General features: G+C 63.7%; 19 protein-coding genes. 10 read left to right on the forward strand and 9 right to left on the reverse strand.

The window, feature by feature from the left end; translation table 11 throughout:
• Window positions 1–24: 24 nt before the first annotated feature.
• From YH3_RS28530 to YH3_RS28540, 3 genes are all read right to left on the reverse strand, one after another.
• Window positions 25–996 carry a sigma-70 family RNA polymerase sigma factor gene (locus tag YH3_RS28530; RefSeq protein ID WP_003942639.1) on the reverse strand — a complete coding sequence of 324 codons (972 nt, stop codon included), beginning with the start codon at window positions 994–996 and terminating at the stop codon, window positions 25–27.
• A 159-nt stretch (window positions 997–1155) separates the two neighbouring features.
• Window positions 1156–2655: a class I SAM-dependent methyltransferase gene (locus YH3_RS28535; RefSeq protein WP_054188517.1), complete on the reverse strand. Its 1500-nt coding sequence runs from the start codon at window positions 2653–2655 to the stop codon at window positions 1156–1158.
• Between the two features lie 26 nt (window positions 2656–2681).
• Complete coding sequence (locus YH3_RS28540) at window positions 2682–3041, reverse strand: DUF3099 domain-containing protein (protein WP_003942638.1); 360 nt, start codon at window positions 3039–3041, stop codon at window positions 2682–2684.
• A gap of 83 nt (window positions 3042–3124) precedes the next feature.
• On the opposite strand from YH3_RS28540, the gene YH3_RS28545 reads away from it, so the two are divergent.
• Window positions 3125–3361 carry a DUF3039 domain-containing protein gene (locus YH3_RS28545; RefSeq protein WP_003942602.1) on the forward strand — a complete coding sequence of 79 codons (237 nt, stop codon included), beginning with the start codon at window positions 3125–3127 and terminating at the stop codon, window positions 3359–3361.
• Here the strand turns inward: YH3_RS28545 and YH3_RS28550 are convergent.
• A complete protein-coding gene (locus YH3_RS28550; protein WP_030536891.1) occupies window positions 3334–4596 on the reverse strand; it encodes a YihY/virulence factor BrkB family protein in 1263 nt (420 codons plus the stop codon). The genes YH3_RS28545 and YH3_RS28550 overlap by 28 nt on opposite strands.
• Before the next feature lie 256 nt (window positions 4597–4852).
• Here YH3_RS28550 and YH3_RS28555 point away from each other — a divergent pair, with 256 nt between their 5' ends.
• Complete coding sequence (locus YH3_RS28555; RefSeq protein ID WP_064444538.1) at window positions 4853–6631, forward strand: DEAD/DEAH box helicase; 1779 nt, start codon at window positions 4853–4855, stop codon at window positions 6629–6631.
• 133 nt (window positions 6632–6764) lie between these two features.
• On the opposite strand, the gene YH3_RS28560 is transcribed toward YH3_RS28555, so the two are convergent.
• Window positions 6765–6956 (reverse strand): hypothetical protein, encoded by a 192-nt coding sequence (locus tag YH3_RS28560; protein ID WP_003942643.1) that lies wholly within the window; start codon window positions 6954–6956, stop codon window positions 6765–6767.
• 234 nt (window positions 6957–7190) lie between these two features.
• Between YH3_RS28560 and YH3_RS28565 the strand changes: the two genes are divergently transcribed.
• The 4 genes from YH3_RS28565 (at window position 7191) to YH3_RS28580 (ending at window position 10148) form a co-directional block, all read left to right on the forward strand.
• Window positions 7191–7568: a DUF952 domain-containing protein gene (locus YH3_RS28565; RefSeq protein ID WP_064444539.1), complete on the forward strand. Its 378-nt coding sequence runs from the start codon at window positions 7191–7193 to the stop codon at window positions 7566–7568.
• 86 nt (window positions 7569–7654) lie between these two features.
• Window positions 7655–8137, forward strand: coding sequence for a cation:proton antiporter regulatory subunit (locus YH3_RS28570; RefSeq protein WP_021344116.1), 483 nt, complete (start codon window positions 7655–7657; stop codon window positions 8135–8137).
• A gap of 7 nt (window positions 8138–8144) precedes the next feature.
• The gene (locus tag YH3_RS28575) at window positions 8145–9317 is read left to right on the forward strand and encodes a cation:proton antiporter (protein ID WP_003942634.1); all 1173 of its coding nucleotides are present in this window, start codon (window positions 8145–8147) and stop codon (window positions 9315–9317) included.
• Window positions 9318–9338: 21 nt separating this feature from the next.
• The gene (locus tag YH3_RS28580) at window positions 9339–10148 is read left to right on the forward strand and encodes a tyrosine-protein phosphatase (RefSeq protein WP_064444540.1); all 810 of its coding nucleotides are present in this window, start codon (window positions 9339–9341) and stop codon (window positions 10146–10148) included.
• A 69-nt stretch (window positions 10149–10217) separates the two neighbouring features.
• On the opposite strand, the gene YH3_RS28585 is transcribed toward YH3_RS28580, so the two are convergent.
• Together YH3_RS28585 and ppgK are read right to left on the reverse strand one after the other, a co-directional pair.
• The gene (locus YH3_RS28585; RefSeq protein ID WP_370333980.1) at window positions 10218–11642 is read right to left on the reverse strand and encodes an RNA polymerase sigma factor; all 1425 of its coding nucleotides are present in this window, start codon (window positions 11640–11642) and stop codon (window positions 10218–10220) included.
• Window positions 11643–11754: 112 nt separating this feature from the next.
• Window positions 11755–12522, reverse strand: a complete 768-nt coding sequence (ppgK, locus tag YH3_RS28590) for a polyphosphate--glucose phosphotransferase (protein WP_047269356.1) — start codon at window positions 12520–12522, stop codon at window positions 11755–11757.
• 169 nt (window positions 12523–12691) lie between these two features.
• Between ppgK and YH3_RS28595 the strand changes: the two genes are divergently transcribed.
• Window positions 12692–13570, forward strand: coding sequence for an inositol monophosphatase family protein (locus YH3_RS28595; protein WP_047269355.1), 879 nt, complete (start codon window positions 12692–12694; stop codon window positions 13568–13570).
• A 6-nt stretch (window positions 13571–13576) separates the two neighbouring features.
• On the opposite strand, the gene cei is transcribed toward YH3_RS28595, so the two are convergent.
• Window positions 13577–14260, reverse strand: a complete 684-nt coding sequence (gene cei, locus YH3_RS28600) for an envelope integrity protein Cei (protein ID WP_003942618.1) — start codon at window positions 14258–14260, stop codon at window positions 13577–13579.
• 533 nt (window positions 14261–14793) lie between these two features.
• On the opposite strand from cei, the gene YH3_RS28605 reads away from it, so the two are divergent.
• Window positions 14794–15096 (forward strand): DUF4193 domain-containing protein, encoded by a 303-nt coding sequence (locus tag YH3_RS28605; RefSeq protein WP_003942593.1) that lies wholly within the window; start codon window positions 14794–14796, stop codon window positions 15094–15096.
• 80 nt (window positions 15097–15176) lie between these two features.
• Here the strand turns inward: YH3_RS28605 and YH3_RS28610 are convergent, their stop codons facing one another.
• Complete coding sequence (locus tag YH3_RS28610; RefSeq protein ID WP_003942596.1) at window positions 15177–15674, reverse strand: DUF3093 domain-containing protein; 498 nt, start codon at window positions 15672–15674, stop codon at window positions 15177–15179.
• Between the two features lie 41 nt (window positions 15675–15715).
• Here YH3_RS28610 and dut point away from each other — a divergent pair, with 41 nt between their 5' ends.
• Both dut and YH3_RS28620 read left to right on the forward strand, forming a co-directional pair.
• Window positions 15716–16210, forward strand: coding sequence for a dUTP diphosphatase (dut, locus tag YH3_RS28615; RefSeq protein WP_054188513.1), 495 nt, complete (start codon window positions 15716–15718; stop codon window positions 16208–16210).
• Between the two features lie 3 nt (window positions 16211–16213).
• The coding region (locus YH3_RS28620; protein ID WP_154100381.1) for a DUF3710 domain-containing protein at window positions 16214–16747 on the forward strand (534 nt) is incomplete at its 3' end.

The following is a 16747-nucleotide window of genomic DNA, read 5'->3' on the forward strand; positions in this document are numbered from 1 at the left end:
TGACGCACGTGCTGTGTTGTTTGATCAGCTCGCGTAGGACCGCAGTTTCTCGGCGCGATCGCCGACGCGGAGCTTGCCCATGACCTCACGCTCGATCTGACGAACCCGCTCACGCGAGAGGCCGAAGAGCTTGCCGATCTGATCGAGGGTGCGGGGCTGGCCGTCGTCGAGACCGTAGCGAAGTCGGATGACCTGCTGCTCCCGCTCGTCGAGCGTCCCGAGCACGCTGCGCACATCGCTGTGCAGCAGACCGGCGATGACGGCGTTCTCGGCCGAGGTCGCCTCGGAATCTTCGATGAAATCGCCCAAGGGCGCTTCTTCGTCGTTGCCCACAGGCATGTCCAGGCTTACCGGGTCGCGGCTGTGGTCGAGCAGGTCGGCAATCTTGTGCGCCGGGATGCCCGACTCTTCGGCCAACTCGTCGTCCGTGGCTTCTCGCCCGAGCTGCTGGTGCAGTTCGCGCTTGATGCGGGCGAGCTTGTTGACCTGCTCCACGAGGTGGACTGGGAGCCGGATGGTGCGGCTCTGATCAGCCATTCCGCGGGTGATTGCCTGACGGATCCACCAGGTGGCGTACGTCGAGAACTTGAAGCCCTTGGCGTAGTCGAACTTCTCCATCGCACGGATGAGTCCGAGGTTGCCTTCTTGAATCAGATCGAGGAGCGGCATGCCGCGGCCGGTGTAGCGCTTGGCCAGCGACACGACGAGTCGCAGGTTCGCTTCCAGGAGGTGGCTACGTGCCGACTGTCCCTCGCGAACGATCGTTGCGAGATCCCTCTTCTTGGCGACTGTCAGGCGCTTTCCCGTGGCAAGGACGTGGCTGGCGTACAGCCCCGCTTCGATTCGCTTCGCCAGTTCGACCTCGTCTGCTGCTGTCAGCAGTGCGGTACGACCGATCCCGTTCAGGTAGACGCGGACCAGGTCTGCGGCCGGGCTCTGGGCGTCCAGATCTGCGGCGCTCGGACGAATGCGAGTAGTGGTGCTGGGGCTTGTCATGACTTGCCTCCCTATCGGCGGTCTCTCACACAGTTCAACGTGTGAGAGTTCCGGGAAAGTTCCCGTGCCGATTTCCGCTAAATCGCCGTGACCTGCAGTTATTTCCCAGTCGTCCTGAGAAGTTGCTGAGAACACAAAAATCTGCAACTCACCGGGAACTCAGTTCGTGACGGGAAGCACCAACCCGTGCCGAACCAGCGAGACCATCATTGTGACGACGGCCTCACGTAGCTGGTCCGGGTCTTCGCCGTTCGCCGCGGCAAGAAGTTCGATCAATTCGTCGACCACCAGTCCATCCGCTCGGAGTCCGGCCAACAGCGCAGCACCGAGCTCGTCGATCTCGTGCTGCCAGTGCGGTCCGTTGCCGCGGTGCACACGCGTGACCACTTGTTGCCATCCCTCGTCACCGGGGAGGTAGACGCGTTCGAGAGCCGTGTCCGGATCGAGGACGAAGCGTTCCTCGAGGACGTCGTGTTCACGCAACCAGGCAAGACGGTCGAAGTAAGCGAGCGCCTCGGCCCCGAGCGGGTCCGAGAAGCCGTGCATGAGGTCCTCGGCCATCAGGTCGGTGGGGGAGTCGGTGCGGCGAAGGAACACGAAACCGAAGCCGACGCCCTCGACGTCGGATTCTTCGAGGTGATCCAGCCAGGCGTTTGCTCTCGATGCCGTTTCAGGATCTCGCGGATCCTGCCCGCCGTCCTTGAGCCACGTACCGACGTACAGAGCCGGATCCGCGACATCGCGCTGGACCACCCAGGCATCGACGCCGTGGGCCGGCAGCCACGACGCGATCCGCGACCGCCAGTCCTGGCCTTCGACGTGCACCCAGGACGCCAGCAGAGCTGCCGTGCCGCCGGGGTTCAGGTAGTCGATCGATTGCGAGATCATCAATTCGCTCGCACCGTCGAGATCGAGGCCGGAATCGCGGTACGTGTGATGGACGCGTGCCTCGCCGACGACAAACGGCGGATTGGCGACCACCTGGTCGAAGGTTCGACCCTCGACGGGTTCGAACCAGGACCCTTGAAGGAGTTCGACGTCCAGTCCGTTGAGGGCCATGGTTGCTGCCGTGAGGTCGACAGCACGTTGATTGATGTCGGTTGCGGTGACCGAATCGGCGTACGTGTTCGCGTGCAGGGCTTGGATGCCGCATCCCGTACCGAGGTCGAGTACGCTGCCGACCCTCGCGGTGGGCGTGGCCTGCAGCAAGGACAGTGACGCATGCCCGACGCCCAGCACATGATCGGCCGTGGCCTTCTTGGGACGGATTCCGCCGTCGAGATCCGAGATCACCCAACGATCGCCGTCGCCGACGTCGATGGGGCGAAGATCCACCGCGGCCCGCACGAGCGGATTCTCACTGTCGAAGTTCTCACCTTCGAGCAGACCGGCGTCGACGCACTGCGCGATTGTCAGCGGAGCCAGCGCCGCGGCGACGTCGCCCGCCGGGCAGTCATCGGCGAGAAGGAACAGTCTGATGAGAACGCCCAGGTCCCCGAGTTCTCGGGTGGCGCGGCGCACGGGCACCGGCTCACTTCGACCGAGAGCAGCGTGAACTTCGGGACCCAACGCCTCGAGCATGGTTCCGGTGTCGAATCGATTGCGAAGCAGAGCCTCACGCAGCGCAGGGGTGATGGACAGGAGCGTTTCGCTTCTCACCCTGTCATTCTCGCAGGCGGAACTTGTCAGCCTTCGATGGTGTGGTGCGTCGCGGATTCGATCTCGCCTGCGGTCTTCTTTCGTCCGTCGTATCGACTCGGTTCGTCCTTGGTGCGCGGTGGTCGGTCGTTGGCGATCAGGACGGCGATCCAGGGAAGCGGAATGGATGCACCGATGATGAGCATCGAGATCCAGGCGTTGGCCCAGATGCCGTACGCGATCGCCGCGAGGATCAACGCCGGGAACCGGAAGGACATGATGATCATGTACTTGCGCACTCGGGCTTTGTGCTGTTCTTCGACGGACTGCTGCGCTTCGGTGATCAGTACGGGATTGTCGGGAGTCCCGGCCTCGTCGGACCTGCCGAACGCGCCATTTCGTGCCATGACTCCACTGTTCCACTCTCGGCCGACAATTGCACACGACCCGTGGGTCGCACCGCTGTGACGGAGACGGCATTATTGGAGGGGTGAGCACTCAAACCAAGGAACGTCCCGACGTCTCCACCGACGAAACGACCGACGACGACACCCCGAAGTTCTTCCACTACGTGAAGAAGAACAAGATCGCCGAGAGCGCCGTCATGGGAACCCATGTCGTCGCGCTGTGCGGTGAGGTGTTTCCCGTGACGAAGTCCGCCAAGCCGGGATCACCGGTGTGCCCGGACTGCAAGAAGATTTACGAAGGACTCCGTAAGGGCGACTGACCTCGGGTCAGGCGAGCGGGAGTACTTCCGGAGCTCGGCGGATCGACAGCCTCGACGCAGTCGGCCGCCGGGCTCTTCGCGTCTGCGTGCGGTTCATCGCAGGGATCTTGGTCGACGCACGAGTTCTGGCGCGACTCCGATTGTCTGCTCTCGGTTTGTCTGCTGCGGGGCCGCCCGTACGAGGGGACCGTGGCCGGGTCCGCTTTGTCGCCCGAGATGCGGATCGGGCTGGTGGCCAGGTGCCAGGTCAGGTTGGTGACCGGACCGGTCTTTTCGTCGGTGTTCTGAGCCGCAAGCCACTCTCGCATCTGCTCCATCCGAGTGGCACGAGCCGGCCAGAACTCCTGAACCGTCGCGTTGAACTCGGCGCCGAGCACGACGGCAAAACCGAGGAAGAACGTGAAGAGCAGAAACGCGATCGGCGTTGCCAGTGCGCCGTACGTGTAGCCGGTGCTGGTGACGAATCCCAGGTACCAGCGCAATCCGGTGCTGGCGGCCATGAAGAACACACCGGCGACCAGGGCGCCCGCGAGCAGCCGATGCCACGGCAGCGACTTCGGCAGAGCGACCTTGTAGAGCGTCGTGAGGCCGATGATCACCAGCAGACCGACAGCGGGGTAGTAGAACGTGTCGACCAGATTCGATCCGACCACGTACCAGGAGGCCGGCAGTGCTCGCCCGACGAGCGTCGGCCCCAGAGCTACCAGCGGCAGGATGAACACCGCCATCACCAGGAACATCACGTAGAGCAGCAGGGCGAAGATGCGCTGCCAGATGGGATTGCGGGCATCCTGCTGCCCGTGTGCTTCCACGATCGAGTCGACGAACGTACTGATCGCCGATGATCCCGCCCACAGGGACAGCAGGAAGCCCACGGAGATGATCTCCGGGCGTCCGCGCTGAAGGACGTCCGTCACCGTCGGGCGGATGATCTGGTCGACGACGCTTTCGCTGAAGATCGTTCCGCTGAACGTGACGATCTTGGATTCGATGATCTCGACGGTGTTGGGTCCGAACCACCCACCGATGTAGCCGATCATTCCCAGAAGGCCGAGCAGCAGGGGAGCAAGCGACAGCGTTTGCCAGAACGCGGCCGTAGCTGCCTTTCCGAAGATGGAATCGTCCCAGGCCTTGCTCAGGGTTCGACCGATCAACTGCCCGGTGCGGCGTAGCGGATGCCATCTGCGGTGGTGCAGATCACTTCCGCTCGACTTCTCGCCTCGCGCTTCACTCATGATGTCTCCAGCATCCCTGACGACACACCCGGTTGCCCAACCATGGCGCCGACGTGTCGCACATTTCTGAGACAATTCGCGTGCAGGTCGGCAGGATGCGAGAGAAGCGAAACCTCGCCGGCCGGAGTGAGAACGGCCATGAGTACGCGCTTCGAGTGCGGCTTTGGTCGGTGGCGGCGGCTAGGCTCGTCGCCGGACATTGATGAAAATTCGAGGAGCGCGAGACAACAGTGCGATTCCAGTGGAGGCGCGGCCTATGACGTCTGAGACCGTGGCAGCCGAGTTCGGCAAGTCGCCCGAACCCGCCGGAGCTCAATCCGCGGGAACCCAACCTGGCGCCCCTACCGGTTCCCTTCGTGCATGGCAGCGCCGTGCACTGACCAAATACCTTTCCAGCAGCCCGCGTGACTTTCTGGCGGTCGCAACGCCGGGAGCAGGTAAGACCACCTTCGCTCTGCGGGTAGCTTCGGAATTGCTCCGTGACCGGACGGTCGACCAGATAACCGTCGTGGCGCCGACCGAGCACCTCAAACACCAGTGGGCGGAGTCCGCACAGCGCTCCGGCCTCGCATTGGATTCGCGGTTCTCCAACTCGACCGGCCAGACCTCGCTTGACTATCACGGCGTCGTGCTGACCTACGCCCAGGTTGCCTCGCACCCGTCGAAGCATCGTGTGCGGACCGAGGGCCGCAAGACGCTGGTCATCCTCGACGAGATCCACCACGGCGGCGACGCCAAGAGCTGGGGCGACGCCATTCGTGAAGCGTTCGGCGACGCGACCAGGCGTCTCGCACTGACCGGAACCCCGTTCCGCAGTGACGACAGTGCCATTCCTTTTGTCGAGTACGAGCCGGACAAGGAAGGTCTGCTCCGCTCGAAAGCCGACCACTCCTACGGATATTCGGATGCCCTCAAGGACGGCGTGGTTCGCCCCGTCGTGTTTCTCGCCTACTCGGGCGAGGCACGGTGGCGAAACAACGCCGGCGAGGAATTCACCGCTCGACTCGGCGAGCCGCTGAGCGCCGAGCAGACGACTCGGGCCTGGCGCACGGCCTTGGACCCTGCCGGCGACTGGATTCCTGCCGTGCTGCAAGCAGCAGACACCCGTTTGGCGCAGCTGCGCAGTACCGGTATGCCCGATGCCGGCGGACTTGTCATCGCGACGGACCAGACAGTGGCCCGCGAGTACGCGAAGGCCCTGACCGCGATCACCGGCGAACAGCCGGCTGTCGTGCTGTCCGACGACCCCACCGCGTCCAAGCGAATCGCCGAATTCGGTGCGAGCGACCAGAAATGGATGGTCGCGGTCCGCATGGTGTCCGAGGGCGTCGATGTTCCCCGTCTGGCGGTCGGTGTGTACGCGACCAGCGCGTCGACTCCGCTGTACTTCGCTCAGGCGATCGGGCGCTTCGTGCGCTCGCGTCGTAAGGGCGAAACTGCCAGCGTCTTCCTGCCGTCGGTGCCGGTGCTTCTCGACCTTGCCGCACAGCTCGAGGCCCAGCGTGATCACGTACTCGGCAAGCCGCATCGTGAGAAGGACGGCCTCGAAGACGACCTGCTCGCCGATGCGAACAAGCAGAAGGACGAGCTGGGCGAGGAGGAGAAGGCGTTCACGTCCCTGGGCGCCGATGCCGAACTCGACCAGGTGATCTACGACGGATCGTCCTTCGGTACCGCGACATTCGCCGGAAGTGACGAGGAAGCCGACTACCTCGGTCTGCCAGGTCTACTCGACGCCGATCAGATGCGGGCGTTGCTGCGTCAACGCCAGCAGACACAGGTCCAGGCCAACTCGGCCAAGGCTGCCGCCCCGCAACCCACGGCGGCAGTGGTATCCGATCGAGCGGCCACGGCAGATCAGCTCGGTGCGCTCCGCAAGGAGCTGAACGGGTTGGTGGCGATGAACGTCCACCGCACCGGTAAGCCGCACGGCATCATTCACGCGGAACTGCGCCGGGTGTGCGGCGGTCCGCCGACGGCCATCGCTACTGTCGATCAGCTGACCGAACGCATCGCGATTCTCCGCAGCTGGTAGCAGCCGATACCGGTCCCGCACGCTTCGCGTGCTTGCGACCCCGGAACGGCAGAACGGGCGATCACAGTGACTGTGATCGCCCGTTCTGGCGTTCATGGCGCGCCTCGTGAAGAGGCCACCCCCGGCTGACAGGTCAGATTGCGGGTTCGCTTTCGGAGACGACGGCATTCATCTCGCGAAGTCGATCCGCGTGTTCGGTTGCGTGGTGTCCGCAGAAGAGAAGCTCGCCGCCGGTGGGAAGCACGGCGCGTACGCGTGCTCCGGCACCGCACCGGTCGCACCGGTCGGCAGCGGTCAACTGTGGGCTGGTCAGTGTTCCGGGCATGACTCCTCCGTACTGGCTTTGCGGCATTCGGGCCGCGTGCCTGGGGCCTGGTCCGCCGCGTCGGAATGGCGCGGTAGATCCACTCTTACAGACGTTTGGGGTTTACGGGTTGTTCCCGAAGGCGTTTCTTAGTGTTGTGTCTCACTGGAAATGCGCTGGGCAGGCATTCTCGGGTGAAGATTGTTCGCTGACAGCTGATTCGGATCGCCGACCTCAGCCCGATATTCTGGGCGGATGAACCCGGGACGCGAACCACTTGTCGACGAGAGCGTCGAGTTGCTCCACATGTGCACGCGCGAGGAGTGGGCGCGGGCACAACAGCTCGGTGAACGTATCCCCGACGGATTCGAGGCGGAGGGATTTGTCCACATGTCGACTCCGGCGCAAGTTCATCTCCCGGCCAATCGGATCTTTGCCGGCCGTGACGACATAGTCCTTCTGGTTATCGATCCGGCCTTGCTCGGCGGTCAGGTCAAGTACGAACCGGGTGTCCCCTCGGACCCGGAATCGATGCGATTCCCGCATCTGTACGCCCCGATTCCCGTCGCAGCCGTCACCGCTGTCGTCGAGTATTTTCCGGGCGAGAACGGCGTGTTTTCGCCGGTTCGGTAGGTCGCCGGTTGGCCGGTCGTGAACTGTGCCCTGCGGATTACGGCCCTCCCGCGATGCAGGTCACCGATCGGCGCTACCGTTGGTATATGAACGTAGAAGTCACCCCACTACCGGGGATCGGGACGCGCAAGGATTTTGTTCTGTCTTCCGGTCGTCGCGTGGGTGTCGTCACCCATCGGGACGGTCATACCGACCTCATCGTTTCCAAGGCAGACGACCCTGACGCGTGTGCTGCCTCGCTGCCTCTGACCACCGAGGAAGCGGCAGCGCTCAGCAATCTCCTGGGTGCCCCACAGCTCGTTGCTCAGCTCGAGGAAGAGCACCGTGATCTTCCGGGCATTCGAACCAAACAGCTCTACATCAAGGACGGTTCTCGCTACGACGGACAGACCCTCGGGGACACCGGCATGCGCACGCGTACCGGAGTGTCCATCGTCGCCGTCATGCGGGCAGGACAGGTGAGCCCGTCTCCGAACCCCGACTTCACGTTCACCGGGGGAGACCTTCTCGTGGCAGTCGGAACGCCGGACGGTTTGGCTGCAGCGGCAAAAATCTTGGCCAACGGCTGACTGGCGCGTGGACACAACCACCCTCGCACTGATCGAACTCGGCGCGGTCTTCTTCGCGCTCGGACTGCTCGGACGGCTCGCTGCTCGCGTCGGCATGTCGCCGATCCCGTTCTACCTGATCGGCGGCCTGTGCTTCGGACAGGGCGGTTTCATCCAGCTCGGCGACATCGGCGAGTTCTCCCATCTGGCAAGTGAGATCGGGATCGTCCTGCTCTTGCTGCTCTTGGGGCTCGAATACACTGCGGCCGAGCTCGTCACCGGTCTCAAACGCTCGCGGGTAGCCGGCATCGTCGACATCGTCCTCAACGCCACCCCTGGCGCGGTTGTCGGCTTGATGCTCGGCTGGGGCGTCGTGGGGGCGACGGTCATGGCCGGCGTCACCTACATCTCGTCTTCGGGAATCATCGCCAAGGTGCTCAGCGACCTGGGGCGCCTCGGTAACCGCGAGACACCGGTCGTGCTGTCGATTCTGGTGTTCGAAGACCTGGCGATGGCGCTGTACCTGCCGATTCTGACCGCGATGCTCGCGGGCGTGAGCTTCATGGGCGGGCTCGAAGCGGTCGGGATCTCGTTGTTGGTCATCACCGTGGTTCTTGTCGTGGCCCTCCGATACGGACGGTACGTCTCCGCCCTCCTCGACAGTCCCGACAGTGAGACGCTCCTGCTCAAGCTGCTCGGTGCCGCACTGTTGGTCGCCGGCATCAGTTCGGCGATGCAGGTGTCGGCGGCTGTGGGCGCATTCCTCCTCGGAATCGCGATCTCGGGGTCGACGGCGCACAATGCCAGTCGCGTGCTCGAGCCCCTTCGAGATCTGTTCGCCGCAATGTTCTTCGTGGTCTTCGGTCTCAACACCGATCCCAGTTCCATTCCGCCAGTCCTCGGATGGGCCGCGATCCTGGCAGTGGTCACGGCGATCACGAAGCTGGTAACCGGCGCTTGGGCGGCCAGACGTCAGGGTGTCGCGCGAATGGGTCAGGCGCGCGCCGGTGCCGCTCTGATCGCCCGCGGTGAGTTCTCCATCATCATCGCAGGCCTCGCGGTGTCCGCAGGCGCCGTCGACGCCGAACTTGCCGCATTGGCAACTGCTTACGTGCTCCTGATGGCGGTCATCGGCCCGGTGGCGGCAAGAGTTATCGAACCGGTCGCCTCGTTGTACATCAAGGTTCGTACGAAGTCCTGATTGCGGTCCTATTCTGTCCGGATGTCGAACAGAATCGCCCGTCCCGCCGCGACCGCTCTGTGTGCGCTGATCATCTCGTGTGCACCGGTCCCGGCGCTCGCCGGTGGAATTCCCGCTCTCGACCACGCCGGACCCACAGCTGCGCAGGTTGCCACGGATCGATCGCTACACCTCGAGGGTGCGTCGAACGCGCGTGACATCGGTGGCTACGTCGCCGCGGACGGGCAGACCGTTCGGTGGGGGAAGGTATTTCGCTCGAATGCCCTCGACAAGCTGACACCGTCGGATCTCGCGTCGTTGAGCGAACGCGGAGTGGAATCGGTCGACGACTTCCGTACGGTCGTCGAACGAACGCTCTCGCAGGATCGCCTTCCGAACGGGGCGCGAAGCAACTGGTTCGACGTCATCGGAACCAACCCCGCCAACCTCCCGGCGCTGGTGGACATGCCGACGATGTACGCGTTGATGGTGACCGATCCGGGGGCGAGCCGCGCATTCCACGACGCGCTGGTGAACGTCGCGAACACCGACGGTGCAGTCCTCTGCCACTGCTCGGCGGGCAAGGACCGTACCGGTTGGATGACCGCAGTTCTCCTGACCGTCCTCGGCGTGAGTCGCACCGACGTGAACGCCGATTACATGCTCAGCAATCAGTACCTCACCGGACCCAGCACGGGGAGCGCGTTCATCGACGGCGTCGAACAGTCTTGGCTGGACACGTCTTTCGCCACGGTGGATCGGGTGTACGGCAACTTCGACAACTACGTCCGGGACGGCCTTCAGTTGAGCGAGGACGATGTCGCACAACTCCGGGACACACTCTTGGTCTGAGGCGGCAAACGCACAAGAGCCGCTCTCCGGCGATCCGGAGAGCGGCTCTTGTGTGCATAGCTGGTGTGACTAGTCGAGGTAGTCGCGCAGAACCTGCGAACGCGACGGGTGGCGCAGCTTCGACATCGTCTTCGATTCGATCTGGCGGATACGCTCACGCGTGACGCCGTAGACCTGTCCGATTTCGTCTAAAGTCCTCGGCTGACCGTCGGTGAGACCGAAGCGGAGGCGAACCACGCCTGCTTCGCGCTCGGACAGCGTCTCGAGTACCGACTGCAGCTGATCCTGCAGCAAGGTGAACGAGACGGCATCGACTGCGACAACAGCTTCGGAGTCCTCGATGAAGTCACCGAGCTGGCTGTCGCCCTCGTCGCCGATGGTCTGGTCGAGAGAGATCGGCTCACGCGCGTACTGCTGGATTTCCAGCACCTTCTCCGGCGTGATGTCCATTTCCTTGGCGAGCTCTTCCGGCGTGGGCTCACGGCCCAGGTCCTGGAGCAGCTCACGCTGGATACGGCCGAGCTTGTTGATGACCTCGACCATGTGTACCGGGATACGGATGGTGCGAGCCTGGTCGGCCATTGCGCGGGTGATGGCCTGACGGATCCACCACGTGGCGTAGGTCGAGAACTTGTAACCCTTGGTGTAGTCGAACTTCTCGACTGCACGGATCAGACCGAGGTTGCCTTCCTGGATGAGGTCCAGGAACGCCATGCCGCGGCCCGTGTAGCGCTTGGCGAGCGAGACGACCAGGCGGAGGTTGGCCTCGAGGAGGTGGTTCTTGGCGCGGTTGCCGTCGCGGCAGATCCAGCTCATGTCGCGTCGCTGAGCCGCAGGCAACTTCTCGCCCTTGTCAGCGAGGTCCTGCATGATCTGCACGGCGTAGAGGCCGGCCTCGATGCGCTTGGCCAGTTCGACTTCCTCTTCGGCGTTGAGGAGTGCGACCTTGCCGATCTGCTTGAGGTAGGCGCGAACCGAGTCGGCGGACGCCGTCAGTTCGGCATCCTTGCGTGCCTGGCGGAGAGCCTCGGACTCTTCCTCGTCCCAGACGAAGTCGCCGGAAGCCTTGTCCTTCTCGGACGGCTCTGCAGCGGTCTCTTCGTCTTCGCCGACTGCTACGACCTCGACGACATCGGACTCGACCTCGGCAAGGTCGCCGTCCGTGATGTCGATGTCTTCCAACTCGACATCGCCGTCTTCGGCGTCAGGATCGCCGGCCTTCTTGGGGCTGGCCTTCTTAGCTGCTGCCTTCTTGGCCGGAGCTTTCTTGGCCGGAGCCTTCTTTGCTGCTGCCTTCTTGGCGGGGGCCTTTTTCGCCGGAGCCTTCTTGGCTGCCGGAGCGGTGACGGTGGCCGCCTCCACGGCTGGAGATTGTGGCTCTGACTCTGATGGAGAATCAGCAGTCTGACGTGTATCGGTGGCTGCCACGTACGCCCTTTCGTGACGGTGTCGTGCGGCGTCACGCCAGAGTGGTGATCCGGCGGAGAGGTCAATGGTTGTTGGCCGGCGCGCAGCCGGACTTCACCATTGTAACGACTCTCAGGAAACTCTTACGTCACGGCGGGCCGTAACAGGTAGATTTTCCGCTTTTCACGTGCGGGTTTTCTCATCCGGCGACGGAGGCCGGCCTAGTCAGTCCGACCGATGCGAGCGCAGCTCCGGCGATTCCCGCGGTGTTGAGGAGGGTGGCGGGGACGACCTTCGTGCGGTTGGTCAGGTGCGGAATCCACTTCTCGTGCTTGCGGCTGATTCCGCCTCCGGCGATGAAGAGATCTGGCCAGAGCAGGTTCTCGAAGGTGGTCAGAACTCGCGAGACCTCGACCGCCCACTCCTTGTAGCTCCAGTCCTTCTTCTCCTTCACCGACGACGCCGCCCGGTGCTCGGCTTCCTTGCCGTCGACCTCGAGGTGGCCGAACTCGGTGTTGGGCAACAGAACTCCGTTGTGCAGCACGGCAGATCCGATTCCGGTGCCGAAGGTCAACAAGATCACGACGCCGGAGGTGTCTTTGCCCGCTCCGAACGAGTCCTCGGCGATTCCGGCAGCGTCGGCGTCGTTGAGGACGGTGACCTCGCGCCCGCCCAGTGCCTTGCCGAACAGAGTGGCGGCGTCGGTGTCGATCCAGGACTTGTCGATATTCGCGGCGCTTCGCGCGACGCCGCCGGTCACGACAGCGGGCAAGGTGATGCCGACCGGACCGGTCCACTTGGCCTGCTCGACGATCTCGGCGACAGTGCCCGCGATCGCATCGGGTGTGGACGGCTGCGGGGTCAGGATCTTGATGCGGTCACCGATCATTTCCCCGGTGCTCAGGTCGATCGTGCCGCCCTTGACGCCGCTGCCGCCGACGTCGATCCCGAAACCTGTGGTTGTCATCGTCCTGCGCTCCTGAGTGTCGAATTCGAGGTCACGATCTACCGTTGCAAACACTAACCCGAACAAGGACCCGGGCGCGTCCTCTCGAACCGTCCACCTCGAGACGTTCGAGTGGTGCCCCTCGGTAGAGATGTGTTGCGATGGTCCGGTGCGCCCTTCAGAAAGAACGTTGCCCGACTTTTCCGCTGATTCTCTGGACCCCGCACAGTTGCGGGAAGTAGCCGTAGCCGTCGCCGAACGCGCAGCCGAACACGTCCGCTTGCGTCGGCCCGAGGTATTCGGCCTGGTGGGTTCCGGTGCCGCCGAGGGTGGTTCGGTTGCGGCGAAGAGCACACCCACCGATCCCGTCACGGTGGTCGATACCGAAACCGAACAAGTGATTCGCGACCTTCTGGCGCAATTGCGCCCTGCAGATTCGATCCTGGGTGAGGAAGGTGGCGGAGACACCGACGATTCCGCGGGAGTTCGATGGGTTGTCGATCCCATCGACGGCACGGTGAATTTTCTCTACGGAATCCCCGCGTTCGCCATCTCGGTGGCCGTACAGATCGACGGGGTCTCGGTAGCCGGGGCTGTCGTCGACGTGTCGTTGGAAACCACGTACGCCGCGCATCGGGGCGGCGGTGCAACCATGACCACGGCCGACGGCGTCGTCAGCGACCTGCAAGCCAATGAGGTGACCGAGCTGTCAATGGCGCTGTTGGCCACCGGCTTCGGTTACGGAGCGGATCGCCGGAAGGTGCAGGGCACGTTGATCGGGCAGATCCTGCCGCAGGTCCGCGACATCCGACGCATCGGTTCGGCGGCTTTGGATCTGTGCATGGTTGCCACCGGCCGGGTCGACGCTCACTTCGAACACGGACTGAGTCCGTGGGACTGGGCAGCCGGCTCCTTGATCGCTTCCGAAGCGGGCGCCGTGATCAACGTCCCGGCGCCCAATTCCACGTCCGCCGACGGCGATGTCGTTTACGCAGTCGCTCCGGCGATCGCCGAGCAGTTCGCGCACATGCTCAGTTCGATCGGCGCAGATCAGCCGATTCCGAGCTGAGGCCTGTCAGCAGCGCGCCGTGCGCGCTGCTTTGAGCAGTGCGATGTCCATCGGAGCGACTTCGGCGTTTGCGGGCTGCTCGGCCAGAGCATGCAAGATCGCGGTGGCGTCGGTGTTGGGGGTCAGGGCGCCCTTGTTGTAGGTGCCGAGAGCCAGGTCGACGGTGTCGTCGCCGCGGCCGTCCTGGACCAGTTCGGCGCAGGGGGCGACCAGCCAGACGGAACTAGCGGCGGCGAGGCCGTTCGCTCCGAATCGGATCTGACCCTGGCACTCCATGTTCTGGTCGACGTAGACGGGGTCGTTTCCGACCTGGACGTCCGGCGCGCTGGAGAAGCCGAACTCGCTCAGTTGCGCTGCCACCTGGGCCGCCTGGCCGTGTTCACCGTTGGCGTTGAACACACGAACCTTGGTGGCGGCGAGGGGAGCGGGATCCACGTCGAGCAGCTTCGAGCGGTCGACGACGGTTCCCAGCGGTAGCGGCGCCGCTGCCGAAGGATCGGACGAAGGTTGCGGCAGGTTGCAGGCGACGGTGTCACTGACTTCCGCCTCGGCGCTCAGGATGCGGACCCACAAGACACTGCCGATCAATGCGAGTACCGCGAACACGGCGATCACCGGCCACGCGCGCCGACGGCGGAACGGACGTCCCTGGTCATCGGTAGAGCTGCCTTCGGTGATCAGAGAAACCACGGTATCCCTCGACTTTCTTGACGAAACTTCTACTTCGCCATCGGGCCGAGCGGCGCCGGCATGACGTTCGGTGCCTACCTTAGAGGGCCTGTGTGACGAGACAGCCGAAGCGAGGCTCGACGCGTCGAGTCCTTGTCGATTGAGAAACGGCAGTTGGCCGATTACCGGCCTGTTTCTACCCGGATTCGGCCCGAAAACATCGTGGAAAGGTCACAGCTTGCTCTTGCCTTGGTGACAATTCGCAGTCATTTTTCGGAAATTTCCGATTCGGTTACTACTTTCGTGCTCACGTCGGCTACTGTCTGGCGGCCCAGGTCGTTCAACTGGGCATCGGCCGGACGCCGAAATGACAACCAAATGAGGCGCAGATCACGTTCTCGGAAGGAACTTCCGGGCACTAATTCCAGTCCTGCAGCGTTATGCAGCGACAGGGAATGATCTGGATGCCACGGCGGTTTCCATGCGCATCAAGGATCTACCGGATTCTCGGCGCACACGGGACCGGGATACACGAAGAGGATGGGGTAGACGAGATGGCAACTGACTACGACGCACCGAGGCGTACAGAGTCCGACGAGGTTTCGGAGGACTCGCTCGAGGAGCTGAAGGCGCGACGCAACGAAGCGCAGTCAGCCGTCGTCGACATCGACGAGACGGACACCGCGGAGTCCTTCGAGCTGCCGGGTGCCGACCTTTCCGGCGAGGAACTCTCGGTTCGAGTTGTTCCGAAGCAGGCAGACGAGTTCACGTGTTCGAGCTGCTTCCTGGTTCATCACCGCAGCCGCCTGGCCAGTGATGCCAACGGACAGCTCGTATGCATGGACTGCGCTGCCTGATCTCCCTTCCCGGTGGTCGACCCGTCAGCGCGAGGGTCGACCAAGGGTCGGGAAGTACTGCTTTGCTGTGACCGCGCTGGTCAGAGATCCAGCGCAGCCAGCAGATCAGCGGGACGACGTGTGCTCACCAACCAGTACGGCGTGGGATCCTCCGGGTCGTCGAGCACGATCAACACCATTGTCTTGACCCATGGGCGATGCTGGACGAACGCCGACGGATCGAGTTGGCGCCCCATCGCAGCACTCTTCGCGGAAGCCGGCACTGCTGCCGCCCGTGAAATCAATTCGACCGGCAGGTGGGCTCTACCCACGTGCAATTCCTTCACCCCTGCTGTCTCCACCACCTCGACGCGCATCCGGCTGAGCCAGAATGCCGCCCAGATCGGGATCGGGAGTAGTACGACGTACGCCAGGTACGAGAGAAGCCCCGGGCGGCCCATGTGGACCTCGGCCGCGAGGAGTCCGGCTACGGCCAGCCCGGCGATCCACCACCAGATCGGCACCCACAGGCGCTCGGAGTACAGCGTCGTGGACGGGGGCGTTGTGGTGGCGACGTCAGGTCGAGATGTTTCGGGCACCTGTCAAGGATAGTCCGTCGCTACGAGTAGTCTTGGCCCACGTGAGCGACCATCTCTCCATCGCCTTGAAGCGACTGGATCCAGACCTGCCCGTTCCACAGCGTGCGCATCCCGGAGATGCGGGTGTGGATCTGTGCTCCACCAGCGACGTCACCATCGAACCCGGCCACCGAACACTGGTCGGAACGGGGATCGCGATCGCTTTGCCGGTGGGCACCGTCGGCTTGATCCATCCGCGTTCCGGACTCGCCGCCAAATCGGGACTGTCGATCGTGAATGCGCCCGGAACCGTGGACGCGGGATACCGGGGCGAACTCAAGGTCTGCTTGATCAATCTCGATCCGGCCACAGCCATCGACATCCGCCGCGGTGACCGAATCGCTCAGCTCGTGGTTCAACGAGTCGAACTTCCGGTTTTCGAGGAAGTCCAATCGCTGGACGACACGACCAGAGGAACCGGAGGCTACGGTTCCAGCGGCGGGCACGCGATACTCGATACCGATGCGCCTGGCGCGGTAGTCGGAGAGGGAGTCTGAATCATGTTCGGACGCAAGAAGAAGACAGACGTCGACGAGGAAACCACCAGCTTCTTCGGTGACGAGAACGACGAGTCGGTGGAGATCGACGAGGTCGAAGACGATCTCGAAGTCACCGGCGACGAGTTCGGTGACGAATCGGAAGGCCCTTACGACATCTCGGAGATCGATTCCGACGATCCGACGGCAGGCCGTGACGGTCAGCGTCTTGATCTCGGTTCCGTTCTGGTGCCGATGCCGACCGGCGGGCAGTTGCAGGTCGAGATGGCGCCCAACGGTTCGCCGCAGGCCGTGCACCTGGTCACCGAGCACGGCCGCATCACGGTTGCTGCCTACGCCGCCCCGAAATCGCCCGGTCAGTGGCGTGAGGTCGTTGCCGAGCTCGCGCAGTCGCTTCGCGACGACAATTCCGCGGTGAGCGTCGAGAACGGCCCGTGGGGCCGTGAACTGGCTGCTGTGACGGCCAACATGGACCTGCGGTTCATCGGCGTCGACGGTCCCCGGTGGATGGTGCGCTGCGTGGTCGCGGGTCCGAGT

The organism is Rhodococcus sp. YH3-3, assembly GCF_001653035.1.
Lineage (GTDB): Bacteria > Actinomycetota > Actinomycetes > Mycobacteriales > Mycobacteriaceae > Rhodococcus_F > Rhodococcus_F qingshengii.

Coding starts and splice junctions, on each gene's coding strand:
- YH3_RS28570 (WP_021344116.1), top strand. CDS start 7,655: ATGAACGTAGAAGTCACCCCACTACCGGGGATCGGGACGCGCAAGGAT.
- YH3_RS28605 (WP_003942593.1), top strand. CDS start 14,794: ATGGCAACTGACTACGACGCACCGAGGCGTACAGAGTCCGACGAGGTT.
- YH3_RS28580 (WP_064444540.1), top strand. CDS start 9,339: ATGTCGAACAGAATCGCCCGTCCCGCCGCGACCGCTCTGTGTGCGCTG.
- YH3_RS28550 (WP_030536891.1), bottom strand. CDS start 4,596: ATGAGTGAAGCGCGAGGCGAGAAGTCGAGCGGAAGTGATCTGCACCAC.
- YH3_RS28530 (WP_003942639.1), bottom strand. CDS start 996: ATGACAAGCCCCAGCACCACTACTCGCATTCGTCCGAGCGCCGCAGAT.
- YH3_RS28540 (WP_003942638.1), bottom strand. CDS start 3,041: ATGGCACGAAATGGCGCGTTCGGCAGGTCCGACGAGGCCGGGACTCCC.
- YH3_RS28565 (WP_064444539.1), top strand. CDS start 7,191: ATGAACCCGGGACGCGAACCACTTGTCGACGAGAGCGTCGAGTTGCTC.
- YH3_RS28560 (WP_003942643.1), bottom strand. CDS start 6,956: ATGCCCGGAACACTGACCAGCCCACAGTTGACCGCTGCCGACCGGTGC.
- ppgK (WP_047269356.1), bottom strand. CDS start 12,522: ATGACAACCACAGGTTTCGGGATCGACGTCGGCGGCAGCGGCGTCAAG.
- YH3_RS28555 (WP_064444538.1), top strand. CDS start 4,853: ATGACGTCTGAGACCGTGGCAGCCGAGTTCGGCAAGTCGCCCGAACCC.